At 55.7% G+C, this 23,730-nt stretch carries 21 protein-coding genes, 3 tRNA genes and 1 pseudogene; 10 read left to right on the top strand and 15 right to left on the bottom strand.

Annotated features, from left to right (window positions below):
* Positions 1 to 23 precede the first annotated feature (23 nt).
* From HWQ15_RS03340 to syd, 8 genes and pseudogenes are all read right to left on the bottom strand, one after another.
* Complete coding sequence (locus HWQ15_RS03340; protein ID WP_063148661.1) at positions 24 to 1,169, bottom strand: glycerate kinase; 1,146 nt, start codon at positions 1,167 to 1,169, stop codon at positions 24 to 26.
* Between the two features lie 77 nt (positions 1,170 to 1,246).
* Positions 1,247 to 2,583 (bottom strand): annotated as a pseudogene (gene gudD / locus HWQ15_RS03345) (glucarate dehydratase).
* A gap of 15 nt (positions 2,584 to 2,598) precedes the next feature.
* Positions 2,599 to 3,939, bottom strand: coding sequence for an enolase C-terminal domain-like protein (locus tag HWQ15_RS03350; protein WP_045308765.1), 1,341 nt, complete (start codon positions 3,937 to 3,939; stop codon positions 2,599 to 2,601).
* A complete protein-coding gene (gene gudP, locus HWQ15_RS03355; RefSeq protein WP_003862734.1) occupies positions 3,939 to 5,294 on the bottom strand; it encodes a galactarate/glucarate/glycerate transporter GudP in 1,356 nt (451 codons plus the stop codon). Before gudP ends, HWQ15_RS03350 begins: the two co-directional genes overlap by 1 nt.
* A gap of 308 nt (positions 5,295 to 5,602) precedes the next feature.
* Positions 5,603 to 6,052, bottom strand: coding sequence for a flavodoxin (locus tag HWQ15_RS03360; protein ID WP_045308738.1), 450 nt, complete (start codon positions 6,050 to 6,052; stop codon positions 5,603 to 5,605).
* A 15-nt stretch (positions 6,053 to 6,067) separates the two neighbouring features.
* The gene (gene truC / locus HWQ15_RS03365) at positions 6,068 to 6,853 is read right to left on the bottom strand and encodes a tRNA pseudouridine(65) synthase TruC (protein ID WP_045308737.1); all 786 of its coding nucleotides are present in this window, start codon (positions 6,851 to 6,853) and stop codon (positions 6,068 to 6,070) included.
* Positions 6,850 to 7,179: a YqcC family protein gene (locus tag HWQ15_RS03370; RefSeq protein WP_063148719.1), complete on the bottom strand. Its 330-nt coding sequence runs from the start codon at positions 7,177 to 7,179 to the stop codon at positions 6,850 to 6,852. The genes truC and HWQ15_RS03370 overlap by 4 nt, the downstream gene beginning before the upstream one ends.
* A gap of 632 nt (positions 7,180 to 7,811) precedes the next feature.
* Positions 7,812 to 8,357, bottom strand: a complete 546-nt coding sequence (gene syd / locus HWQ15_RS03375) for a SecY-interacting protein (RefSeq protein WP_022649215.1) — start codon at positions 8,355 to 8,357, stop codon at positions 7,812 to 7,814.
* Positions 8,358 to 8,426: 69 nt separating this feature from the next.
* On the opposite strand from syd, the gene queF reads away from it, so the two are divergent.
* The 5 genes from queF (at position 8,427) to xni (ending at position 14,842) form a co-directional block, all read left to right on the top strand.
* Positions 8,427 to 9,269, top strand: coding sequence for an NADPH-dependent 7-cyano-7-deazaguanine reductase QueF (gene queF / locus HWQ15_RS03380; protein ID WP_023298501.1), 843 nt, complete (start codon positions 8,427 to 8,429; stop codon positions 9,267 to 9,269).
* Positions 9,270 to 9,385: 116 nt separating this feature from the next.
* Positions 9,386 to 10,750 (top strand): nucleotide 5'-monophosphate nucleosidase PpnN, encoded by a 1,365-nt coding sequence (ppnN, locus tag HWQ15_RS03385; RefSeq protein ID WP_023298502.1) that lies wholly within the window; start codon positions 9,386 to 9,388, stop codon positions 10,748 to 10,750.
* Positions 10,751 to 11,254: 504 nt separating this feature from the next.
* A complete protein-coding gene (locus tag HWQ15_RS03390; protein WP_063148662.1) occupies positions 11,255 to 12,544 on the top strand; it encodes an HAAAP family serine/threonine permease in 1,290 nt (429 codons plus the stop codon).
* A gap of 62 nt (positions 12,545 to 12,606) precedes the next feature.
* Positions 12,607 to 13,974 (top strand): L-serine ammonia-lyase, encoded by a 1,368-nt coding sequence (locus HWQ15_RS03395; protein WP_022649219.1) that lies wholly within the window; start codon positions 12,607 to 12,609, stop codon positions 13,972 to 13,974.
* Between the two features lie 112 nt (positions 13,975 to 14,086).
* Complete coding sequence (xni, locus tag HWQ15_RS03400; RefSeq protein ID WP_063147436.1) at positions 14,087 to 14,842, top strand: flap endonuclease Xni; 756 nt, start codon at positions 14,087 to 14,089, stop codon at positions 14,840 to 14,842.
* A 57-nt stretch (positions 14,843 to 14,899) separates the two neighbouring features.
* Here xni and rlmM read toward each other — a convergent pair whose 3' ends face one another.
* The 4 genes from rlmM to HWQ15_RS03420 form a co-directional block, all read right to left on the bottom strand.
* On the bottom strand, positions 14,900 to 16,000 hold the full coding sequence (gene rlmM / locus HWQ15_RS03405) for a 23S rRNA (cytidine(2498)-2'-O)-methyltransferase RlmM (RefSeq protein WP_022649221.1): 1,101 nt from the start codon (positions 15,998 to 16,000) through the stop codon (positions 14,900 to 14,902).
* The gene (locus tag HWQ15_RS03410; protein WP_003862756.1) at positions 15,993 to 16,388 is read right to left on the bottom strand and encodes a DUF423 domain-containing protein; all 396 of its coding nucleotides are present in this window, start codon (positions 16,386 to 16,388) and stop codon (positions 15,993 to 15,995) included. The genes rlmM and HWQ15_RS03410 overlap by 8 nt, the downstream gene beginning before the upstream one ends.
* Positions 16,389 to 16,427: 39 nt before the next feature.
* Positions 16,428 to 17,345 (bottom strand): glycine cleavage system transcriptional regulator GcvA, encoded by a 918-nt coding sequence (gene gcvA, locus HWQ15_RS03415; RefSeq protein WP_022649222.1) that lies wholly within the window; start codon positions 17,343 to 17,345, stop codon positions 16,428 to 16,430.
* Positions 17,346 to 17,695: 350 nt separating this feature from the next.
* Positions 17,696 to 17,923 (bottom strand): YgdI/YgdR family lipoprotein, encoded by a 228-nt coding sequence (locus HWQ15_RS03420; RefSeq protein WP_015571738.1) that lies wholly within the window; start codon positions 17,921 to 17,923, stop codon positions 17,696 to 17,698.
* Between the two features lie 192 nt (positions 17,924 to 18,115).
* Here HWQ15_RS03420 and csdA point away from each other — a divergent pair, with 192 nt between their 5' ends.
* Entirely contained in the window at positions 18,116 to 19,321 is a 1,206-nt protein-coding gene (csdA, locus tag HWQ15_RS03425; RefSeq protein WP_063215951.1) for a cysteine desulfurase CsdA, read from the top strand.
* A complete protein-coding gene (csdE, locus tag HWQ15_RS03430) occupies positions 19,321 to 19,767 on the top strand; it encodes a cysteine desulfurase sulfur acceptor subunit CsdE (protein WP_023306844.1) in 447 nt (148 codons plus the stop codon). The genes csdA and csdE overlap by 1 nt, the downstream gene beginning before the upstream one ends.
* Here the strand turns inward: csdE and tcdA are convergent.
* Both tcdA and mltA read right to left on the bottom strand, forming a co-directional pair.
* Complete coding sequence (gene tcdA, locus HWQ15_RS03435; protein WP_006811804.1) at positions 19,758 to 20,564, bottom strand: tRNA cyclic N6-threonylcarbamoyladenosine(37) synthase TcdA; 807 nt, start codon at positions 20,562 to 20,564, stop codon at positions 19,758 to 19,760. The genes csdE and tcdA overlap by 10 nt on opposite strands.
* Positions 20,565 to 20,639: 75 nt before the next feature.
* A complete protein-coding gene (gene mltA, locus HWQ15_RS03440) occupies positions 20,640 to 21,737 on the bottom strand; it encodes a murein transglycosylase A (protein WP_022649225.1) in 1,098 nt (365 codons plus the stop codon).
* A gap of 208 nt (positions 21,738 to 21,945) precedes the next feature.
* Here mltA and HWQ15_RS03445 point away from each other — a divergent pair.
* From HWQ15_RS03445 to HWQ15_RS03455, 3 genes are all read left to right on the top strand, one after another.
* Positions 21,946 to 22,022 (top strand) — tRNA-Met (locus HWQ15_RS03445).
* Between the two features lie 44 nt (positions 22,023 to 22,066).
* Positions 22,067 to 22,143: transfer RNA gene (locus HWQ15_RS03450), tRNA-Met, on the top strand.
* Between the two features lie 44 nt (positions 22,144 to 22,187).
* Positions 22,188 to 22,264 (top strand) — tRNA-Met (locus HWQ15_RS03455).
* An 89-nt stretch (positions 22,265 to 22,353) separates the two neighbouring features.
* On the opposite strand, the gene amiC is transcribed toward HWQ15_RS03455, so the two are convergent.
* Positions 22,354 to 23,607 carry an N-acetylmuramoyl-L-alanine amidase AmiC gene (amiC, locus tag HWQ15_RS03460; protein ID WP_022649226.1) on the bottom strand — a complete coding sequence of 418 codons (1,254 nt, stop codon included), beginning with the start codon at positions 23,605 to 23,607 and terminating at the stop codon, positions 22,354 to 22,356.
* Positions 23,608 to 23,730: the final 123 nt, after the last annotated feature.

Genomic DNA, 23,730 nt, shown 5'->3' on the forward strand with positions numbered 1-23,730 from the left:
CCGGGCCTACAGGAGCACGAACGTTAACTCGACATCCCCTGCCCCACCTTTATGGTCGCCGCAATATTCCTTGCGGCCATCTGTACATTCTGTTGCGCATTTTCCAGCGCATCCTCCAGCGAGCAGATGGTGTAAATCACGCTGAATACCGCATCCAGTCCGTGCTCGTGCACCACGCCAACATCCGCCGTCAGGCTGCCGGCAATGCCGATAACCGGTTTGTTATAGCGTTTCGCGACTCTCGCCACGCCAACGGGCACTTTGCCGTGGATCGTCTGGCTGTCGATACGCCCTTCGCCCGTGATCACCAGATCGGCGTCCGCGACCTGTTCATCGAGATGCAGGGCATCGGTGACAATCTCAATCCCCCGACGAAGCTGTGCCCCGCAAAATGCATACAGCGCCGCCCCCATTCCGCCAGCTGCTCCGCCCCCCGCCAGGTTTAAGACGTCAATGTCCAGATCCCTGGCGATAATGTTTGCGTAATGCGCAAGCGCGTTGTCCAGCGTCCTGACCATCTCCGGCGTCGCCCCTTTCTGCGGACCGAATACCGCAGAAGCGCCAGTCTCGCCGATCAGGGGGTTGGTCACATCGCAGGCCACTTCAATTCGACAGTCTGCCAGCCGCTCATCCAGCCCACTAAGATCGATATGCGCAAGGCTTGCCAGTTCGCCGCCGCCCGGCCCAACGGGCTGTGCTTTCGCATCCAGCAGTTTTACGCCCAGCGCCTGCACCATGCCTGCGCCACCGTCATTGGTCGCGCTGCCTCCAATGCCAATAATGATATGCTTAACGCCCGCATCCAGCGCATGACGGATCAGTTCCCCGGTCCCCCACGAGGTGGTGATTAACGGGTTACGCTTTGCAGGAGCAACAAGCTCCAGACCGCTCGCGGCCGCCATCTCGATAAACGCGCTTTTCCCGTCTCCGGATAACCCGAAAAACCCTTCCACGCGTTCTCCCAAAGGCCCGGTAACGGGAACATGGACAAGACGCCCATGGGTGGCTGCAACCATAGCTTCCACCGTCCCTTCGCCACCATCGGCAACCGGTAATTTGACGTACTCCGCTGAGGGGAAAATTTCGCGAAAACCGATCTCTATCGCTGTCGCCACCTCCAGCGCGCTCAAGCTTTCCTTATACGAGTCCGGAGCGATAACAATTTTCATAAGCCATCCTTACGCATGTTAGTTACGTTAAGCATACACCACGTAAGGGACCGCTCATGGGAGCGGTCCCAGTTGGCTTATCGTACCATGCACGGACGTTTATTGTCGAATGACCACTCTGGGATCAGGTACTGCATCGCCAGCGCATCATCACGTGCGCCCAGCCCGTGTTTCTGGTAAAGCTCGTGCGCTTTCATGACCTGATCCATATCCAGTTCAACGCCCAGCCCCGGCGTAGCTGGAACCTGCACCATCCCCCCTTGATCTCAAACGGCTGTTTAGTCAGGCGCTGATTGCCCTCCTGCCAGATCCAGTGGGTGTCGATAGCGGTAATGTTGCCCGGCGCAGCAGCCGCTACGTGGGTGAACATCGCCAGCGAGATGTCGAAGTGGTTGTTGGAGTGCGAGCCCCAGGTCAGGCCGAACTCATGGCACATCTGCGCCACGCGAACCGAGCCCTGCATCGTCCAGAAGTGCGGGTCTGCCAGCGGAATATCCACCGATTGCAGCGAGAGCGTGTGCCCCATCTGGCGCCAGTCGGTCGCGATCATGTTGGTGGCGGTTGGCAGCCCGGTGGCGCGACGGAACTCCGCCATCACTTCACGTCCAGAGAACCCCTGCTCTGCGCCGCACGGATCTTCCGCGTAGGCCAGCACGCCTTTGAGCTGCTTACCAATTTTGATCGCCTCTTCAAGCGACCAGGCACCGTTCGGATCCAGCGTGACGCGCGCCTGCGGGAAGCGCTTCGCCAGCGCGGCAATCGCCTCAGCTTCTTCTTCACCCGCCAGTACGCCGCCTTTCAGCTTGAAGTCATTAAAGCCATATTTTTCATACGCGGCTTCAGCCAGGCGCACCACCGCATCCGGGGTCATCGCTTCATCGTGACGCACACGATACCAGTCGCATTTTTCGTCCGGCTGGCTCTGGTACGCCAGCGGGGTGAGTTTGCGGTTGCCGATAAAGAACAGGTAGCCGAGCATTTCCACTTCGCTGCGCTGTTGGCCGTCGCCCAGCAGGGAGGCGACATTGACGCCCAGATGCTGGCCTAGCAGATCCAGCATCGCAGCTTCAATGCCCGTGACCACATGGATAGTGGTACGCAGATCAAACGTTTGCAGACCACGGCCACCCGCATCACGATCGGCAAAGGTCGTACGCACGCTGGTCAGCACATTTTTGTACTCGCCCAGCGTTTTACCTACCACCAGCGGAATGGCGTCCTCCAGCGTTTTACGGATCTTCTCCCCGCCCGGGATTTCACCGACACCGGTATGCCCTGAGTTGTCCTTGATCACCACAATATTACGGGTGAAGAACGGCGCATGGGCGCCGCTCAGGTTCATCAGCATGCTGTCATGTCCCGCGACAGGAATGATCTGCATGGAGGTGACTACAGGGGTAGAAAATGTGCTCATCGTTCGATCCTTTTATCAGTGACGTCCAAATACAGGGCGCTTACGGTCAAATGTCCAGCCGGGGATAAGGTACTGCATCGGGCCTGCGTCGTTGCGCGCGCCGCCCGGCAGTTTTTTATACGCTTCATGCGCCTTGTGGATCTGATCCCAGTCAAGCTCCACGCCCAGCCCCGGCGCATCCGGTACGGCAATGGTGCCGTTTTTGATTTCAAGTGGATTTTTGGTCAGGCGCGCTTCGCCTTCCTGCCAGATCCAGTGCGTATCGATGGCGGTCGGGTTACCCGGCGCCGCCGCGCCAACGTGGGTAAACATCGCCAGCGAAATGTCGAAATGGTTATTGGAGTGGCAGCCCCAGGTGAGCCCCCAGTCATCGCACAGCTGCGCCACGCGCACCGCGCCGGAAAGGGTCCAGAAGTGCGGATCAGCCAGCGGTATGTCCACCGCATTCAGCATCACCGCGTGGCCCATTTCGCGCCAGTTAGTGGCGATCATGTTGGTCGCAACCGGCAGCCCGGTAGCGCGGCGGAATTCGGCCATCACCTCGCGACCAGAAAAGCCCTGCTCGGCGCCGCACGGATCTTCCGCGTAGGTCAGCACGTCGCCCAGTCCTTTGCACAGCGCGATAGCTTCATCCAGCCGCCAGGCGCCGTTCGGATCGACGGTGATGCGTGCCTCCGGGAAGCGTTTTTTCAACGCGCGCACGCTGTCAATCTCCTGTTCGCCCGGCAGAACGCCGCCTTTCAGCTTGAAGTCTTTAAAGCCGTAGCGATCCTGCGCCGCCTCTGCCAGGCGTACCACCGCCTCGCCAGAGAGCGCTTCCTGATGACGCAGGTGATACCACTCGTGGCTGCCCGGCGAGCGCTCCAGATACGGCAGATCGGTTTTCGTCCGGTCGCCAACGTAGAACAGATAGCCTAGCACCGTTACTGCATCACGCTGTTTGCCTGGCCCCAGCAGTTCGCAGACCGGCACATTCAGCGCCTTGCCCAGTAAATCAAGGAGAGCCGCCTCCAGCGCCGCCACCGCGTTAACGCGCAGTTCAAACGTCCAGGCGCCTTTGCCGAAGGTATCAAAATCAGCCGACTGGTTGCCCTTATGCACCCGCTGAACCACCTTGTTCAGGCGGGCGACCTCCTGCCCAACCACCTGCGGGATGGCGTCGACCAGCGTCTGGTAAATCACCTCTCCGCCAGGCGCTTCCCCGACGCCGGTATTCCCTGCGCTGTCGGTCAGCACCACGATGTTGCGGGTGAACCAGGCGTTATGCGCGCCGCCAATGTTGAGCAGCATGCTGTCCTGACCCGCCACCGGGATGACTTTCATCTCCGTCACGATCGGGCTTGATTGCGTTGTCATCATCCGCGCTCCCCAACAGGTTTCAGTTCGATTCGTTTGATGTCCCCCACCAGCACCAGGTAACTGAGTACCGCCACCAGCGCATGGACGCCTACATAAATCAGCGCACCATTGAAGGAGCCGGTGGTGCCGACGATGTAACCGATAGCGATTGGGGTGACAATGCCGGAAATGTTGCCAAACATGTTGAACAGACCGCCGCTCAGGCCGCTGATCTCTTTCGGCGCGGTATCTGCCATCACCGCCCAGCCCAGCGCGCCGATGCCTTTACCGAAGAAGGCCATCGCCATAAAGCCGATAATCATCCACTCCGCGCTGACGTAGTTACAGAACACCATGGTCATGGAGAGCAGCATGCCGAGCACGATTGGCGTTTTACGCGCAATATTCAGCGAACCGGTGCGACGCATCAGCCAGTCGGAGATGACCCCGCCGAGCACCCCGCCCACGAAGCCGCAGATGGCTGGCACGGAGGCGACAAAACCCGCCTTCAGAATCGACATCCCGCGCGCCTGCACCAGGTAAACCGGGAACCAGGTGATGAAGAAGTAGGTTAAGGCGTTAATGCAGTACTGGCCGAGATAGATACCGATCATCATCCGTGAGCCGACGAGCTGTTTGATCTGCCCCCATTTCTGGCTGAACGGGACTTTTGCTTTCTGGGTTTTCTGATCCATGTTGATCAGCGCCCCGCCTTCAGCAATGTAGTCCAGCTCTTTCTTGTTCACGCCCGGATGCTGGTTTGGTTCGTGGATCACTTTCAGCCAGATAAAGCTGATGACGATCCCCAGCCCGCCCATGAAGAAGAAGACGTGCGACCAGCCCACTTCGTGCGTCAGCCAGCCCATAATTGGCGCGAAAATAACCGTCGCAAAGTATTGCGCCGAGTTAAAGATTGCTACCGCCGTTCCCCTCTCCTGCGCCGGGAACCAGGCGGCCACAATGCGGCTGTTGCCCGGGAAAGATGGCGCTTCCGCTAAACCCACCAGGAAGCGGAGGGTAAAGAGCGCAATGATAATGCCGAAGCCGCTGAAGATATCCACGAAGCCCTGTAACAGGGTAAACATCGACCAGATGAAAATGGACCAGAAATAGACCCGTTTTGAGCCAAAGCGGTCCAGCAGCCAGCCGCCAGGGATTTGGCCGATTACGTAGGCCCATGAAAATGCGGAGAAAACATAACCCATACCCACCGGATCAAGTCCGATGTCCTTTGCCATCTCAGAGCCGGCAATGGATAACGTGGCACGGTCGCCGTAGTTGAAAGAGGTGACGATAAACAGCATCACCACTATCCAGTATCGGGCGTTGGTGCGCTTCTCAGCGCTGCTCGCCGCGTGGCTTAATGTACTCATTGTTGCACTCCTGAAACATAGCTTTCGCCTGGTTCATTCTGTACAGCACCTGTAGGGTAATCAGAATGAGAGATTTGTGTTTGGTTTTGGTACGGCCCGAAGCCGTTTTATAGTGACGGGAAAAGTATATGAAGGAGTGACCGGTTCTCTCACCGTGCAGAAACACAACATTGACGGGCGTGGGGAACGTGGATTGGGGCATAAGCCCAAAGTGGTGGAAGATACTTCACGGAATTGAGGATATGGTGCAGCTTCGTTGCCGGGTGGCGGCTACGCCCTACCCGGCCTACAGCTCGTATAGTACAGGGTTAGTTCAGGAGCGTGGCCCAATGTTCAACCCAGGGATTTGACTCGCTTTCCGGTTCGGGGTGCTCGCCAGCATCAATCAGTAACATCTCGCCGACCCGCTGAGCGTGCTGTTCCTGCAACAGCGCGTCGAACTTCTTACCGCCGCCGCAGAAATTGGCGTAAGAGCTATCGCCGAGGGCGATGATGCCATAGTGAACATCTGGCTGATAGCCAAGCTGGTCTTTAATGCCCTGGAAAAGCGGGACGATGCTGTCCGGGAGATCGCCCTGCCCGGTGGTGGAGGTCACCACCAGAATGTATTTATCTTTATACTTTTCCCAGTCCGCCAGCTCCGGGTCTTCATAGACCGTTGCTTTATGGCCCTGATTGACGAGGATTGCTTCTGCTTCCTCCGCAACCAGCAGCGAGTTGCCGTACATCGTGCCGACAAAAATACCTACTTCAGCCATGCTTTGCTCCCGTAATTATTGCGCTTGCTGTTCATCCTGAACGTTGCCTGCGGCAAACTCAACCCTTTCATTTTCGGGGAGTTGTCCCAGCCAGCCAAACTGTGACACCGCCTGCATCCAGACCTCGTCCAGCCCCGCGCGAATAGTCAGCGGTTCGCCGGTAAACGGGTGCGTCAGGCTTAGCTCGCTGGCGTGCAGCATCAGTCGGTTACAGCCAAAGTGCTCTGCCGCGCTGCGGTTCTGCCGCAGATCGCCGTGCTTGCTGTCGCCGATAATTGGGTGGCGCAGATGTGCAAGGTGGCGGCGAAGCTGGTGCTTGCGCCCGGTTTTGGGCAAAAGCTCAACCAGACTGTATCGCGTAGTGGGAAATTTGCTGGTCGCCACCGGCAGTTCTGTGGTCGCCATACCGCGATAGTCGGTCACCGCAGGCTGCGGACCTTTATCTTCGCGGGCAAATTTATCGGCGATTTTATCCAGTTCCTCCACTAGCGGATAATCCAGCGTGGCGGAATCCGTCAGCCAGCCGCGCACAATGGCGTGGTAGCGCTTCTGGATCTGGTGCTGTTCAAACTGCTGCGACAGCAGGCGCCCGGCCTCACTGGAAAGCCCCATCAGCAGAACGCCAGAGGTTGGCCGATCCAGACGGTGGGCAGTAAAGACGTGCTGACCGATTTGGTCGCGCACGGTTTGCATAACAACCACTTTCTCATCGCGATCGAGCCAGCTTCGGTGTACCAGCCAGCCGGACGGTTTATTCACCGCCACCAGCCACTCATCCTGATACAGGATCTCAAGCGTCATGCATCGTCACCGGCGAAAAGCGTATCCAGCTTTTCCAGCTCAACCAACATAACGTCGCGCGCCGGGTGAGTCGCCTCCAGCGCCATTTCGTAATAGGGAGAGACGGCAAACGGCTGGGGCAACGCGTGTCCCCCTTCCAGCAGCGCGTGCATGCGCGGAATTAATACCCACTGGAGCCATTCGAATGGAGACAGCGTATCCAGACAAAACGGCTGGGTGCTGGCGAACGCGTCTGGCTGCGGCGCACTTTCCTGCCACAGCTGATGCTGGCGCATAAGGGCTTCGATGGCGTGCAACTGCGCACGAACGCTATCGTGATGCGTCATAGTAACCTCAACTGAAAAACGGAATGGCGCGAAGCATAGCATTGCGGAAGACAGAAATAAAAAAAGGGAGCACTGTAAAAACAGTGCTCCCGGTTCGTTTCGCAGCATTCCAGCTACAATACGTGCTCCCTGCTCATCCGTGACAACTTTTCCTGATGCCCGAAGGCCTGGTCATCCCTTTACCTTTTGCTTCCTGCTCACATCATCCTGACGTGTAGGTTTCGTCCTGAAACGTCCTGGCCATCCTGACCCACCGACCATCCTGACCGGCTCACGTTCTCCTTCCTGGAGGTGTCCCTTACGCATCCTGCGTGATCCACTTTGCTTCATCCTGAAGCCTTCCTGCGGCGTCGTCCTGACGTGTTCCTGGTGAGAAACGCCATCATCCTGATGTTCGTTTCTCGCGTCGGCATCCTGTCGACACAGATAGAATCCGCTATTCTGCCTCGTCTTACAACCCACCCTGTAAGCAAGGTAAGCCTGGCGAAACGGGGATAATCGTTTCAGGAAATCGCTAACCCGTTGAAAGGGAAGTTGATATTAATCTGAAATCCCTAAGACAATGCTAATTGTTTCGGCGATGTCTCACAGTGCGTGTAAGAGATCTCTCACACGTCCAGTAGCATCATGGATTACAGAAGCGGCTCAAGTCGGGTAAGAAAATCCGCAAGAGAAGGCGCGAGAACGTCGCGATTGCGGGTGCCGAGCGTCTCTTTAATGACCTCGCCAGACAGGTTGCAGACTGAAATGACGTCCAGTTCACTGTCGAGCGTCGCAATAAAGAGAGTCGGGGAGAGCTTAAGGCGTTTTTGCGTGACCAGGTGACCAATGAGGTTTTCCTGAACGCGTTGAAGATCGTCTTCGCTCCAGGTTTGCAGCAGCGTCAGCGGCTGTCCTGCAAAACATGCAGTCATATCCCCGGCAAACTGCGTGGTATAAATTGCATGAAGCGCAGGTTGTATCACAATGTCCATTGCGCGTTCAACCGCATTTACATTCTGCTCGCCCGTGAACGGTTTCGGTTGCCAGATAACGTAATCATCCTGCGAAGCGATAATGCACGGTGACGGCACGCCATATAAGTCAGTACTTTGCGGCCACGTCCCCCGCTTTTCATGCCAGGCATCGCAATAGCGGGTCGTGAAGGACGTCAGGGCATTTGCAGTTTCGATATCCACCGATTTCTCTCTTCTTGTAAGACAGGATAAACTCAGCCCCTAAGTGTACCTGTAAAGTGGCTATGAAACATGTCTTACGAAAATCATCAGGCGTTAACGGGCTTAACGCTGGGTAAATCGACCGATTACCGCGACACCTACGACGCAAGCCTGCTTCAGGGTGTGCCGCGCAGCCTGAACCGCGATCCGCTTGGCCTTCATGCCGACGCGCTGCCGTTCGTCGGCGGCGACATCTGGACGCTGTACGAACTCTCCTGGCTGAATGCGCGCGGTCTGCCGCAGGTGGCCGTGGGCCATGTCGAGCTGGATTACGCCAGCGTAAACCTGGTTGAATCCAAGAGCTTTAAGCTCTATCTCAACAGCTTTAACCAGACCAAATTTAACAGCTGGGACGAGGTACAACAGACGCTTGAACGTGATTTAAGCGCGTGCGCGCAGGGGAACGTAACCGTCTCGTTATACCGTCTGCATGAGCTGGAAGGTCAGCCCATCGCCCATTTCCACGGCACCTGCATCGACGATCAGGACATTGATGTGGAGAGCTACGAATTTAGCACCGACTATCTGGAAAACGCGGCGGGCGGAAAAGTGGTCGACGAAACGCTGGTAAGCCATCTGCTGAAATCCAACTGCCTTATCACCCATCAGCCGGACTGGGGCTCGGTACAGATCCAGTATCGCGGCCCGCAGATTGACCGGGAAAAGCTGCTTCGTTACCTGGTGTCATTCCGTCATCACAACGAATTCCACGAGCAGTGCGTGGAACGCATCTTCAATGACATCCAGCGTTTCTGCCAGCCCGAAAAGCTGAGCGTTTATGCCCGCTATACCCGTCGCGGCGGCCTGGACATTAACCCATGGCGCACCAATACCGATTTTGTGCCTGCCACCGGACGGCTGGTGCGCCAGTAAGATAAATATTTTCACAATATGCGGGCGGTATTCCGCCCGAAGTGTTGTGAAACGTCATAAGCCAGGGCTATTGTAATCAACAGGGAAAGACGATAATCGTCCCATAAGGAGCTCACTTGATTACACATATTAGCCCGCTTGGCTCTATGGATATGTTGTCGCAACTGGAAGTGGACATGCTTAAACGCACCGCCAGTAGCGACCTGTATCAACTGTTTCGTAACTGTTCACTTGCTGTACTGAACTCCGGAAGCCTGACCGACAACAGTAAAGAGCTGCTGTCCCGCTTCGAAAGTTTTGATATCAATGTGCTGCGCCGCGAGCGCGGGGTGAAGCTGGAAGTGATCAACCCGCCGGAAGAGGCGTTTGTCGATGGGCGTATTATTCGCTCACTTCAGGCCAACCTTTTTGCCGTGCTGCGCGACATCCTGTTTGTTAACGGACAGATCAGCAACGCCGGTCGTTTCCAGCATCTCGATCTGGAAAGCTCCGTTCATATCACCAACCTGGTTTTCTCCATTCTGCGTAACGCCCGCGCCCTGCACGTTGGCGAAGCGCCGAACATGGTCGTCTGCTGGGGTGGTCACTCCATTAACGAAACCGAATACCTGTACGCCCGCCGCGTGGGTAATCAGCTCGGCCTGCGCGAGCTGAACATCTGTACCGGCTGCGGTCCTGGCGCGATGGAAGCGCCGATGAAAGGCGCGGCAGTAGGACACGCGCAGCAACGCTATAAAGAAGGCCGTTTTATCGGCATGACCGAGCCGTCGATCATCGCCGCTGAGCCGCCTAACCCGCTAGTTAACGAACTGATTATTATGCCGGATATCGAAAAACGTCTTGAGGCGTTTGTCCGTATCGCGCACGGCATTATCATCTTCCCAGGCGGCGTAGGTACGGCGGAAGAACTGCTTTATCTGCTCGGGATCCTGATGAACCCGGCCAACAAAAATCAGGTTCTGCCGCTGATCCTGACCGGCCCGAAAGAGAGCGCCGACTACTTCCGCGTGCTGGACGAGTTTATCGTGCATACGCTGGGGGAAGACGCGCGCCGTCACTACCGCATTATTATTGACGATGCCGCAGAAGTGGCCCGTCAGATGAAAAAAGCGATGCCGCTGGTGAAAGAGAACCGTCGTGATACCGGGGATGCCTACAGCTTTAACTGGTCCATCCGTATCGCACCGGATCTCCAGATCCCCTTCGAGCCGTCGCATGAGAACATGGCGAACCTCAAACTCTATCCGGATCAGCCGGTGGAAGTACTGGCAGCTGACCTGCGTCGCGCCTTCTCTGGCATCGTGGCGGGGAACGTGAAGGAGGTGGGGATCCGCGCGATTGAGGAGTTCGGGCCGTATAAAATCCACGGTGACCCGGAGATGATGCGCCGCATGGATGACATGCTGCAGGGCTTTGTGGCTCAGCACCGCATGAAACTTCCGGGTTCTGCCTATATTCCCTGTTACGAAATCATCAAATAAAGCGTCCTTTCCCTCCTCTCAAGCCGGATTGTCATCCGGCTTTTTTATTAGTGATGTAATTCATAGCGATCTTCAATGTTATTAACAAATCTGGTGCCCGCGCAAACGATTACCTCGTTTTTGAAACCGTAAATAATCAGCCTTAATCGAAATTACCTGCCAGAAAATCCTAAAATCCTATTTCTTTACAGCGAAAGACACCTATCTCGCGGGTCAGCCTTTTCGAAAACATGTCGTTAATGGTAGCCTTCGCGCCCGTAAATCCTCTTTGATGTTTTTTTAACAGATAAATGGTCTAAATATGCCCACATCATAAGTGGATTATTGCATTTGGGATCGCGATCACTGATAGATTCATAACGAGAATGTATCTTTCCGCCCGCCAATAGTTACGGGCAAAAATTATTAAAAAACCGTCACTGAACGAATTTCATATTACCGTCAGGCACTTTTTCATCGGATTTGACTAAAAACCTGACAATTTGCTTCCTCCAGGAGATACAGATGGAAACCACTCAAACCAGCACCGTTGCTTCGATTGAATCCCGAAGCGGTTGGCGCAAAACGGATACCATGTGGATGCTTGGCCTGTACGGCACGGCAATCGGCGCTGGTGTACTGTTCCTTCCTATCAACGCAGGTGTCGGCGGTCTGATCCCGCTGATCATCATGGCCATCATCGCCTTTCCGATGACCTTCTTTGCACACCGCGGCCTGACCCGCTTCGTGCTGTCCGGTAAAAACCCGGGCGAAGACATTACTGAAGTCGTTGAAGAACACTTCGGCGTCGGCGCAGGTAAGCTGATTACCCTGCTCTACTTCTTCGCGATTTACCCGATTCTGCTGGTGTATAGCGTCGCTATCACCAACACCGTTGAAAGCTTCATGATGCACCAGCTGCAGATGACCCCGCCGCCGCGTGCGATCCTGTCCCTGATCCTGATCGTCAGTATGATGACCATCGTGCGCTTTGGCGAGCAGATGATTGTCAAAGCGATGAGCGTGCTGGTATTCCCGTTTGTTGCAGCCCTGATGGTGCTGGCGCTGTACCTGATCCCACAGTGGAACGGCGCTGCGCTGGAAACTCTGTCTCTGAGCAGCGCATCCGCAACCGGTAACGGCCTGCTACTGACCCTGTGGCTGGCGATCCCGGTAATGGTGTTCTCCTTCAACCACTCGCCAATCATCTCCTCCTTCGCGGTGGCGAAGCGTGAAGAGTACGGCAATGGTGCAGAGAAGAAGTGCTCCAGCATCCTGGCTCGCGCACACATCATGATGGTACTGACAGTTATGTTCTTCGTGTTCAGCTGCGTGCTGAGCCTTTCCCCGGCGGATCTGGCGGCGGCGAAAGAGCAGAACATCTCTATTCTGTCCTATCTGGCAAACCACTTTAACGCACCGCTGATTGCGTGGATGGCACCGATCATCGCGATTATCGCCATCACCAAATCCTTCCTGGGCCACTACCTGGGCGCACGTGAAGGCTTCAACGGTATGGTGATTAAATCTCTGCGCGGTAAAGGCAAGAGCATTGAAATCAACCGTCTGAACAAAATCACCGCGCTGTTCATGCTGGTGACCACCTGGGCGGTAGCCACCCTGAACCCAAGCATTCTGGGCATGATTGAAACCCTGGGCGGCCCGATTATCGCGATGATTCTGTTCCTGATGCCGATGTACGCGATTCAGAAAGTGCCAGCGATGCGTAAATACAGCGGCCATATCAGCAACGTGTTCGTTGTTGTGATGGGTCTGATTGCCATCTCCGCTATTTTCTACTCGCTGTTCAGCTAATACCTCCTGCGCCGTCTTCGGATGGCGCACTCCTCCCCTCTGACTGAAGCAATGGACGCATCATGATTAGCGTATTCGATATCTTCAAAATCGGTATTGGTCCTTCCAGCTCTCACACCGTCGGACCAATGAAAGCCGGTAAACAATTCACGGATGACTTGATTGCACGCGGCATTTTGCACGACATCACCCGCGTGGTTGTCGATGTATACGGTTCCCTTTCCCTGACCGGTAAAGGCCACCATACCGATATTGCCATTATCATGGGGCTGGCGGGTAACCTGCCGGATACCGTTGATATTGACTCCATTCCTGGCTTTATCCAGGACGTGAACACCCATGGTCGTTTGCTGCTGGCCAACGGCGAGCATGAGGTTGAATTTCCGGTTGACCACTGCATGAATTTCCATGCGGATAACCTGTCGCTGCACGAAAACGGCATGCGCATTACCGCGCTGGTCGGCGATAAAGCGGTTTACAGCCAGACGTATTACTCCATCGGCGGCGGGTTTATCGTCGACGAAGACCATTTTGGTCAAACCAACGGCTCCGCCGTTGAGGTGCCGTACCCGTACAAAAACGCGGCCGATTTACAGCGTCACTGCCAGGAGACAGGCCTATCTCTCTCCGGCCTGATGATGAAAAATGAGCTGGCCCTGCACAGCAAAGAGGAGCTGGAACAGCACTTCGCAAACGTCTGGGAAGTGATGCGCAGCGGCATTGAGCGCGGGATCACCACCGAAGGCGTGCTGCCGGGGAAACTGCGTGTTCCACGTCGTGCGGCTGCGCTGCGCCGCATGCTGGTCAGCACCGACAAAACCACCACCGACCCGATGGCCGTTGTCGACTGGATCAACATGTTCGCGCTGGCGGTGAACGAAGAGAACGCCGCGGGTGGCCGCGTCGTCACCGCGCCAACCAACGGGGCGTGCGGCATTGTTCCGGCGGTCCTGGCGTATTACGACAAGTTTATCCGTGAAGTGAATGCAAACTCACTCGCGCGGTATATGCTGGTCGCCAGTGCGATTGGCTCACTGTACAAGATGAACGCCTCGATTTCCGGCGCGGAAGTGGGCTGTCAGGGTGAAGTGGGCGTAGCCTGCTCTATGGCGGCGGCGGGTCTGGCCGAACTGCTTGGCGCAAGTCCTGCGCAGGTTTGTATTGCGGCGGAAATCGGCATGGAACATAACCTGGGGCTGACCTGCGATCCGGTCGGCGGACAGGTCCAGGTGCCATGCATTGAGCGTAACGCCATCGCCTCTGTGAAAGCGGTGAACGCGGCCCGTATGGCGCTGCGCCGCACCAGTGAACCGCGCGTGTGTCTCGACAAGGTTATCGAAACCATGTACGAAACCGGTAAAGATATGAACGCCAAATACCGCGAAACCTCCCGCGGTGGCCTGGCGATGAAGATCGTTACCTGCGATTAAGCCTCTCAGGAAGCCTCGTTTTGCGAGGCTTCTTCCTGTTTTCCCCACCGTTCATAGTTTCATGCTGCGCTCAGTGTTACCCTTCCCCCATTAGACAGAAGGGAGATTATCTGTGGCCGTTCATTTGCTTATCGTCGATGCACTTAACCTGATTCGCCGTATTCACGCGGTACAGGGCACCCCCTGCAAGGACACCTGTTTACACGCGCTGGAGCAGCTCATTCGCCATAGCGAACCCACCCACGCTGTTGCCGTATTCGACGATGAAGCACGCAATACCGGCTGGCGGCACCAGCGCCTGCCGGACTACAAAGCCGGGCGTGCGCCGATGCCGGACGATCTGCACGCCGAAATGCCCGTTATACGCACGGCCTTTGAACAGCGCGGCGTTCCGTGCTGGGGCGCACACGGTAATGAGGCTGACGATTTAGCCGCAACGCTGGCGGTTAAAGTCGCGAGCGCCGGGCATCAGGCGACTATCGTTTCAACCGACAAAGGCTACTGCCAGCTGCTCTCTCCAACGGTCCGCATCCGCGACTACTTCCAGAAACGCTGGCTGGACGCGCCATTTATTGCCAGCGAGTTTGGCGTATCGCCTGAGCAATTGCCGGATTACTGGGGGCTGGCGGGGATCAGCAGCTCCAGAGTGCCGGGTGTCGCCGGTATTGGACCCAAAAGTGCCGCACAGCTGCTGACGGAGTTTCAGAATCTGGAAGGGATTTACGCAAGGCTTGAGGAAGTGCCGGAAAAATGGCGCAAGAAGCTGGAGGCGAATAAAGAGATGGCGTTTATCTGCCGGGAAATCGCAACGCTACAGACGGATTTACAGCTGGACGGGAATTTACAGCAGTTAAGGTTAGAACGTTAAAACAACTACACGATTTTGTAGGCCCGGTAAGCGCAGCGCCACCGGGCGTTACAAACGTTATCGCTCGTCGCGACGCCCACCCACGGCCGCCCACCAGCGACGGATATGCACCGTCACTTCTTCACGGTCGTGATACAGCTGACGCGCCTGGATTTCCGCGTTAATCCCGTGTTCGTCCAGTTGCTGCTGAATATAAGCCAGGTTCTGCGACACCTCTTCGTAACGCTTTTTCATCGGCAGCTTGAGGTTGAAAATCGTCTCACGACACCAGCCGTTCACCAGCCAGGAGGCCATCAGCGCCGCGACTTTCGCCGGTTTTTCTACCATGTCGCACACCATCCAGGAGATGTTGTTACGGGTAGGACGGTAGCGGAAACCATCTTCACGCAGCCAGGTGACCTGCCCGGTGTCCATCAGGCTTTGCGCCATCGGGCCGTTATCCACAGACGAAACCCACATGTTGCGTTTCACCAGCTGATAGGTCCAGCCGCCGGGGCACGCGCCAAGATCGACGGCATACATGCCGTTTGCCAGACGTTCGTCCCACTCGTCCGCCGGGATAAAGACGTGGAACGCCTCTTCCAGCTTCAGGGTTGAACGGCTCGGCGCGTCTGACGGGAAGCGCAGACGCGGGATCCCCATAAAGAACGGCGAGTTATTGGTGGTATACGAGTAGCCGGTGTAGCAACATCCTGGCGCAATAAAGAAGATATGCACGACTGGACGCTTTGGCGTTTCGTAGTTTGTCAGCACTCCCGCATCACGCAGTGCCGCGCGGAGCGGCACGGTAAACTTACGGCAGAACTTCATCAGCTCTTTGCTTTCATTGGTGTCAGCCACTTCCACGCGCAAATCGCCGCCCTTCTCCACCACGCCCTGCAACAGGCCAACAATCGGCGTGATGCGATCTTCCGGCGGAAGATCTTTCAGCAGTTCGCCCGCGACAAACATCTGACGGGCGAAAATCAGCGAGCTGAACGGCAGTTCGCGCGCCAGCTTGTCGGCATCATCAGGCTGATAGCATTCAAATACCACATAGCCCGCGTTCTCTTTGACGCGAGCGAATCCGAAGACTTCACGCTTCGCCGCTTTATCGGTGATTTCCGCGGCGCACTCTTTCTCAAACCCCGGGCGACAATATAAAACAACCTTATTCATGAACAACGCCCTTGCGTTTCAGACGGATAGCTCCGATAAACATTAAAACCCAACCCGCCAGGAAGCTGACGCCGCCGACAGGTGTAACAAACGCCCACAGGCGTAAATGCGACAGCGCCAGACAGTAGAGACTGCCGCTGAACAGTACGGTACCCAGCGCCAGAAAGACGCTGCTCCAGTAAAACCAAATGCTGATACGGCGCTGCATCGCCACCGCCAGCCCAAAAATTGCCAGCGTGTGGAACGCCTGATATTCAAGGCCGGTCTGGATCCAGCCCATCTCCACAACGCCCAAAGACTTGCTTAAGACATGCGCGCCAAACGCGCCCAGAGCTACAAAAATAAAGCCACTCACCGCGGCGAAAATCAGCATGAATCGGCTGGTCATATTTAAGTCCTGAATTAATGCGTGCCCGGCACACAAACGTTATTGTTCATACCTGAAGCGGAATTTTTCTTGCTCGCTTGCCGCTTTCGCCAGTATCCACTGCCGGAAAGCGGCTATTTTACCCAGTTCTGCCTGACTGTCATGACAAACCAGATAAAATGCATTCTTGCTGACCAGTACGTCGTTAAATGGGCAAACCAGACGGCCTGCCTCAATTTCGGACTGCGCCATGACGTTATTCGCTAATGCCACGCCCTGCCCGTGAATGGCAGCCTGTAACACCATCGCGCTGTGGCTAAAAATGGGCCCCTGCTGCACGTTTATATGATTAAGACCTAACTGGCGGGTATAAGTTTGCCAGTCGCGACGCGACGCATCGTGCAAAAGCGTGTGTTGCGCCAGATCGGCGGGCGTTTTGAGCGCTTTCTCCCCCGTCAGCAGCAGCGGTGAACAGACCGGCAGCAGATATTCTGCGTATAATTTTTCAACACGCAAGCCCGGCCAGTTACCACGACCGTAAAAAATCGCGACATCCACATCGTCTGCAAGCTTGTCTTCCTGACGGTCCACCGCCTGGATTCGGACATCGATTCCCGGATAAGTTGAGTTAAAGCTTGAGAGTCGCGGCACCAGCCACTGAATGGCAAAACTGGGCAATAAACTCACAGTCAGGGCGCCTTTTGCGCTCCGTGCCTGAAGCTTACGGGTGGCTTCCGTCAGCTGGGAGAAAATCTCTTTAATATCCTGAAAATAGCTCTGCCCTTCTTCGGTCAACAGCAACGAACGGTTGCGTCGACGGAACAGCTTAAGCCCCAGAAAATCCTCCAGAGACTTGATTTGATGACTTACTGCGGCCTGTGTCACAAAAAGCTCATCGGCTGCGCGGGTGAAGCTGAGGTGGCGTGCTGCTGCATCAAAAACACGTAATGCATTTAGGGGTGGCAATCGCTTGGACATGGTTATCTGGCTTAGACGTTAACGAGATTTAACATATAGGAAACAACGTTTAACCTATTAGTTTTTTTTATCTGAGCCATTATAATTTGTCCGTTGAGGAACTACCAGCAAATACCTATAGTGGCGGCACTTCCTGAGCCGGAACGAAAAGCTTTTTTTGGAATGCGTGTTCTGAAGGGCTTTTGGCTTACGGTTGTGATGTTGTGTTGTTGTGTTTGCAATTGGTCTGCGATTCAGACCACGGTAGCAACGCTACCAATTTTTCACTTCCTGTACATTTACCCTGTCTGTCCATAGTGATTAATGTAGCACCGCCAACTTGCGGTGCTTTTTTTTCGCTTATCTAACTGTTAATGCTCGATTTCCTTCATCTCTTTCACGTCACTGCGATTGATCTGCTGTTTGTTCCCGTTAGCATCTTTGTATGAAATCATCCCGGTATCATTATCGGTTGTCGGTTTCCCTTCAGAGACGATAGATCGACCATCGTTGGTATGCATTACGTAGTTATTACCAGAACATGCGCTCAGGGCAAAGGTCAACGCACAGGCAGAAATGATTGCAGCTGTCTTTTTCATGATTATTCTCCTTTAGCAATTAATGCTATTCAAACCTCGATTTATAACAGGCTAAAACATCCGCCTAACACTATTTAGCATAACCTGCTTTTTCAGACTCGCCAGGATAAGCAGACAAATCTGATAGATATCAACTTCCTTGCCCTGCCGATGAATTTGCGCGACGATCGTAGAATCGATATGAGGAATTCCATGAACGCTTTCAGTCCTGCGCAGTTTCGCGCACAGTTTCCTGCGCTGGCCGATGCCGGCATTTATCTTGATAGCGCCGCCACGGCCCTTAAGCCGCAAGCGGTGATTGAGGCAACCCGCCAGTTTTACAGCCTGAGCGCCGGGAACGTGCATCGCAGCCAGTATGCCGACGCGCAGCGCTTAACGGCGCAATACGAAGCCGCACGGGATCAGGTCGCGCGCCTGACCAATGCTGACAGCGGTAAGAACATCGTCTGGACGCGGGGCACTACCGAGGCCATTAACATGGTGGCGCAATGTTACGCGCGTCCGCTGTTGCAGCCCGGGGATGAGATCATCGTCAGCGAGGCGGAACACCACGCCAACCTGGTGCCCTGGCTGATGGTGGCCGAACAAACCGGGGCACGGGTTGTAAAACTCCCGTTGGGTACAGACTTCCTGCCTGACGTGGCGCGTCTGCCTGAGCTGATTACGCCGCGCAGCCGTATTCTGGCGCTGGGGCAGATGTCCAACGTCACCGGCGGCTGTCCGGATCTGGCGCGCGCCATTGAGATTGCCCATGCCAGCGGCGTGGTGGTAATGGTCGACGGCGCGCAGGGTGTGGTGCATTTTCCGGCTGACGTTCAGGCGCTGGATATCGACTTCTATGCCTTCTCAGGGCATAAATTGTACGGGCCAACCGGTATCGGCGCGCTGTACGGCAAACCTGAACTGCTGGCCCGGATGACGCCGTGGCTCGGCGGCGGCAAGATGATTACCGAAGTCACCTTCGACGGTTTCAAAACGCAGGATGTGCCTTACCGCCTGGAAGCCGGTACGCCGAACGTGGCAGGGGTTATCGGTCTGAGCGCAGCGCTCGAATTTCTCGCAGATACGGACGTGGCTCAGGCTGAAAGCTGGAGCCGGGGCCTGGCGACGCTGGCAGAAGAAGAGCTTAAGAAACGCCCCGGGTTTCGCTCGTTCCGCGTCCAGGACTCCAGCCTGCTCGCCTTTGATTTTGCGGGCGTACACCATAGCGACATGGTGACGCTGCTTGCCGGATACGGCATTGCCCTGCGCGCAGGACAGCACTGCGCCCAGCCGCTGCTGGCGGCCATGGGGGTGAGCGGTACCCTGCGCGCCTCGTTTGCACCGTACAACACAAAAAGTGACGTCGACGCGCTGGTTTCCGCCGTCGACCGCGCCCTGGAATTACTGGTGGATTAATGACAAGTTCAGCCTTAGCCGGGCATCCGTTCGGCACCGTTATCACTGAAGAGACGTTAAAACAGACCTTCGTCCCGCTCACGCAGTGGGAAGATAAATATCGTCAGCTGATCCTGCTGGGCAAACAGTTGCCCACGCTGTCAGACGAACTGAAATCACAGGCGAAGGAGATAGCTGGCTGCGAGAACCGCGTCTGGCTTGGGTTTAGCATATCCGGTGAGAAACTGCATTTCTTCGGCGACAGCGAGGGACGCATTGTTCGCGGTCTGCTGGCGGTGCTGTTGACCGCAATCGAAGGGAAAAGCGCCGCAGAGCTGCTGGCGCATTCTCCGCTGGCGCTGTTTGATGAGCTGGGACTTCGCACGCAGCTTAGCGCCTCGCGCGGTCAGGGACTGATTGCGCTAAACGACGCGGTGCTGGATGCCGCCCGTCAGGCTCAGGCCTGACGTTCCGCCTTCGCCATCATCTTCTTCAGGGCGTGAGAGACCGCCACAAAGCCGAAGGAGGCGGTCACCATGGTGGCCGCTCCAAACCCTGAGGCACAATCCATCCGCTTTGGCCCTTCCGCTGTGCTTTTCATTGCACAGACCGAACCATCCGCCTGCGGATAAACCAGCGCTTCTGTCGAGAACACACAGTCCACGCCCAGCTTGCCTTTACTGTTCTTCACCACGTTGAAGTCGCTTTTTAAGCGCTCGCGCAGCTTAGCAGCCAGTGGATCCTGAATGGTTTTCGCCAGATCTGCCACCTGGATCTGCGTCGGATCAATTTGTCCACCCGCGCCGCCCGTTGTCACCAGCGGCACCTTGTAACGACGACAGTAAGCGATCAGCGCCGCTTTTGGCCGCACGCTGTCGATGGCGTCAATCACATAGCTGTAGCCTTTGCTCATGTACTCCGCGACGTTATCTGCCGTCACAAAGTCGTCAATCACCGTTACGCGGCACTCCGGGTTGATGAGACGAATACGCTCCGCCATCACCTCGGACTTCGCCAGACCGACGTTATCACGCAGGGCGTGGATCTGACGGTTAGTGTTAGTGACGCAGACGTCATCCATATCAATCAACGTAATTGCGCCAATGCCGGTTCTCGCCAGCGCTTCTGCCGCCCACGAACCCACGCCACCAATGCCCACCACGCAGACATGCGCATCCGCGAACAGTTGCAGGGCTTTTTCACCGTATAACCGTGCCGTGCCGCCGAAACGCTGGCGCCAGGCATCGCTGATTACCACAGACATAAAACCTCAGATGTAAAAAGGGTGAGGTATTCCTCACCCTGAACCGTAATCCGTCTTGCGCTCAGAATACCACACTCAGCCGCTAAATACGTTCCCGGTACCCGGCGCTGTCTTCAGCACCCACACGCGCCCGTAGTGGTTATACCAGCCTGCACGGTGGCCGGCATCCGGACCGATGCCCTGATAAATGTCGAAGTGCTGGCCTTTAATCGCCCCGCCCACGTCCAGCGCCACCATCAGGCGTAATTCATACTTGCCGTTGAATTTGCCGTTGTTGTCGAGGAGAGGAACTTCCGCCAGCAGCGTGGTACCCGCCGGGATAATCGAACGATCCGATGCCACAGAAGCGCGGCCAATCAGCGGGACGGCGCTCGCCCCTTTCACCGGCGCAAAGTTCTGCGGTTTGAAGAAGACAAACGATGGATTCTGCTCAAGCAGCTCACGCACTTCCGCTTCGCTGTGTTTTTCGCCCCACTCGCGGATCGCCTGCATCGACATATCTTCTCGTTTCACTTCACCACGGTCGATGAGCACCTTACCGATGCTGCGATAGGCATGGCCGTTTTTCCCGGCATAGCTAAAGAAGTTCAGCGGCGAGCCGTCGCCAAAATCAATATAGCCGCTGCCCTGCACGTCCATGATGAAGTTATCCATCAGCGAGTTGCTGTAGGCCAGCACGTAATTTTCGCTAAGCGCACCGGCATAGATTTCAGCGCGGGACGGGAGACGACCGCGTTTTGGCGGCATGCGGTAAATCGGATACTGGAATTCGCCCTGACGCGTGTGTCGTGCCTGGACAACCGGGGTGTAGTAGCCGGTAAACTGAACGTTACCGTAGTTATCTGCCCCTTCCATCTGCCACGCATCGATACCAAACTGGCGCATATTGCGCGTATCACCGCCAGCGCGCAGCCAGTCCTGCACTGCACTATAAACGTTGTTCTGTGAGCCATACAGGCGCGGCGACGCTTTGCGGATCTGGTATACCTGCTCGGAGAAATCCCCGGCATTGATTGGAGCACCCACGGCATCTGGCTGGTTAACTAAAGAGAAAGGCTGGGATAACTTCCCGTCTTTATACTGTTGACCGCGATCGGTCGGTTTGGAAGAGCAGGCCGCAAGAATCGCTACCATTGCGCCTGTCATCAGATACTTCACCCAACGTCCTTTCATTATATCTCGTCTTTTAGTTGCCCAATTCCGCGTGATGAAGATAACAAACCCACCGTGGTAATGAAATGCGATCGCCTTCCCTTTGGCAAATTCTGGACAAAAAATAGTCCAAAGTGGCTATTCCCGTTCATTTTGCATACAAAATAATGAATTATGCGAAAAAGGGGTTGCATCACAAACCTATCCGAGTATAGTGCGCTTCCACGGACGCGGGGTGGAGCAGCCTGGTAGCTCGTCGGGCTCATAACCCGAAGGTCGTCGGTTCAAATCCGGCCCCCGCAACCAATTAAAATTTGATGAAGTATCTTCTACGACTGTAGAAAGACGGACGCGGGGTGGAGCAGCCTGGTAGCTCGTCGGGCTCATAACCCGAAGGTCGTCGGTTCAAATCCGGCCCCCGCAACCAATCAAATTTGAAGAAGTAAGTTTCTACAAGTGTAGAAAGACGGACGCGGGGTGGAGCAGCCTGGTAGCTCGTCGGGCTCATAACCCGAAGGTCGTCGGTTCAAATCCGGCCCCCGCAACCAACACTTCTTAAAACAATAAACACCCTTAAGGGTGTTTTTTTGTATCTGCCGTTTGTGAAAGTGCCGGGCGAGATACCCGGCGTAATACCCTATCCCCGCCGCGCCAGCGTTTCCCCGTCTGAGAAATAGGCCCGAATACCCGCCAGAATCGACTCCGCCACTTCCTGCTGGAATTTAGCCGTCTTGAGCTTGCGTTCCTCTTGCACGTTACTGATAAACGCGGTTTCGACCAGAATGGACGGAATATCTGGCGCTTTCAGTACCGCAAATCCGGCCTGCTCGACGCTGTTTTTGTGCAGCTTGTTGACCCGGCCCAGTTTGCCCAGCACCGCTTTACCAAACTTCAGACTGTCGGTAATGGTCAGCGACTGCACCATATCAAACAGCGTATGGTCGACGTAACGATCCCCGCTTTTGCTCACGCCACCGATTAAATCCGAGGCGTTCTGCGTGTCCGCCAGGTATCTCGCGGCGGTACTGGTCGCCCCTTTCGTTGACAGGGCAAACACCGACGATCCGCTCGGCTGGCGGCTGGTGAAGGCATCCGCATGAATAGAGACAAACAGATCCGCGCGCTGCTTCTGCGCTTTCGCCACGCGGACCTTCAGCGGGATAAAGACATCTTCGTTGCGCGTCATGTAGGCGCGCATATTGCCCTCTTTGTCGATTAACGCCTTCAGACGACGGGCAATTTGCAGCACCACATCTTTTTCACGGGTGTGATATTTCCCAACGGCGCCGGAATCTTCTCCGCCGTGGCCAGGATCGAGCATGATCACAATCGGACGATCGCGCCCCGCCCTGCCCGGCTTAGGACCACTTTGCGCAGGTGGGACCTGCCGCTGGAGATCGCCTTTGTTGTAATCTTCAAGTAACGCCAGGAGCGGATCCTGAATATCCGTTGCATTCGCCGGATAGAGATCCATTACCAGGCGCTCCTTAAAGGCGGCAACAGGCGCAAGGGCAAAGAGCTGCGGTTTCACGTTCTGCTTCAGCTCAAACACCATGCGCACGGTTTGCGGATCGAACTGCCCGACGCGCGCCGATTTGATAAAAGGATCGTCGCCACGGATCTGCGCCGCCATGCCTTTAAGCACGGAGTTGAGATTCACACCTTCGAGATCAACCACCACACGTTCAGGATTGCTGAGGGCAAATTGTTTGTATTTCAGCACGCGGTTGGACTCGACCGTCACGCGCGTATAGGTCGACGACGGCCAGACGCGCACCGCGACTACCTGGCTTGTGGCGGCAAGACCCACCTGGCTGACGCTAAGCAACCACATCGCCCCGGCCCCTTTTAACAGGCGGCGGCGGCTTATTGCTGAATTGGATCCCGACATGCTTCTCCCGAGCAAGAAATCTGATTGATGAACAAAACGCCCAAATTGACCGAAAACTTTAACGAATGACGCATAAACTGTCATCTATAAAAGGGTAAACAATCATACGTTAACGCACGGATT

Source organism: Enterobacter sp. DSM 30060 (genome assembly GCF_013375955.1).
GTDB lineage: Bacteria > Pseudomonadota > Gammaproteobacteria > Enterobacterales > Enterobacteriaceae > Enterobacter > Enterobacter intestinihominis.

Coding starts and splice junctions, on each gene's coding strand:
- csdA (WP_063215951.1), top strand. CDS start 18,116: ATGAACGCTTTCAGTCCTGCGCAGTTTCGCGCACAGTTTCCTGCGCTG.
- HWQ15_RS03410 (WP_003862756.1), bottom strand. CDS start 16,388: ATGACCAGCCGATTCATGCTGATTTTCGCCGCGGTGAGTGGCTTTATT.
- HWQ15_RS03370 (WP_063148719.1), bottom strand. CDS start 7,179: ATGACGCATCACGATAGCGTTCGTGCGCAGTTGCACGCCATCGAAGCC.
- HWQ15_RS03395 (WP_022649219.1), top strand. CDS start 12,607: ATGATTAGCGTATTCGATATCTTCAAAATCGGTATTGGTCCTTCCAGC.
- HWQ15_RS03420 (WP_015571738.1), bottom strand. CDS start 17,923: ATGAAAAAGACAGCTGCAATCATTTCTGCCTGTGCGTTGACCTTTGCC.
- HWQ15_RS03350 (WP_045308765.1), bottom strand. CDS start 3,939: ATGACAACGCAATCAAGCCCGATCGTGACGGAGATGAAAGTCATCCCG.
- gcvA (WP_022649222.1), bottom strand. CDS start 17,345: ATGTCCAAGCGATTGCCACCCCTAAATGCATTACGTGTTTTTGATGCA.
- tcdA (WP_006811804.1), bottom strand. CDS start 20,564: ATGTCTGTGGTAATCAGCGATGCCTGGCGCCAGCGTTTCGGCGGCACG.
- gudP (WP_003862734.1), bottom strand. CDS start 5,294: ATGAGTACATTAAGCCACGCGGCGAGCAGCGCTGAGAAGCGCACCAAC.
- HWQ15_RS03390 (WP_063148662.1), top strand. CDS start 11,255: ATGGAAACCACTCAAACCAGCACCGTTGCTTCGATTGAATCCCGAAGC.
- csdE (WP_023306844.1), top strand. CDS start 19,321: ATGACAAGTTCAGCCTTAGCCGGGCATCCGTTCGGCACCGTTATCACT.
- amiC (WP_022649226.1), bottom strand. CDS start 23,607: ATGTCGGGATCCAATTCAGCAATAAGCCGCCGCCGCCTGTTAAAAGGG.
- rlmM (WP_022649221.1), bottom strand. CDS start 16,000: ATGAATAAGGTTGTTTTATATTGTCGCCCGGGGTTTGAGAAAGAGTGC.
- mltA (WP_022649225.1), bottom strand. CDS start 21,737: ATGAAAGGACGTTGGGTGAAGTATCTGATGACAGGCGCAATGGTAGCG.
- queF (WP_023298501.1), top strand. CDS start 8,427: ATGTCTTACGAAAATCATCAGGCGTTAACGGGCTTAACGCTGGGTAAA.
- HWQ15_RS03360 (WP_045308738.1), bottom strand. CDS start 6,052: ATGGCTGAAGTAGGTATTTTTGTCGGCACGATGTACGGCAACTCGCTG.
- HWQ15_RS03340 (WP_063148661.1), bottom strand. CDS start 1,169: ATGAAAATTGTTATCGCTCCGGACTCGTATAAGGAAAGCTTGAGCGCG.
- truC (WP_045308737.1), bottom strand. CDS start 6,853: ATGACGCTTGAGATCCTGTATCAGGATGAGTGGCTGGTGGCGGTGAAT.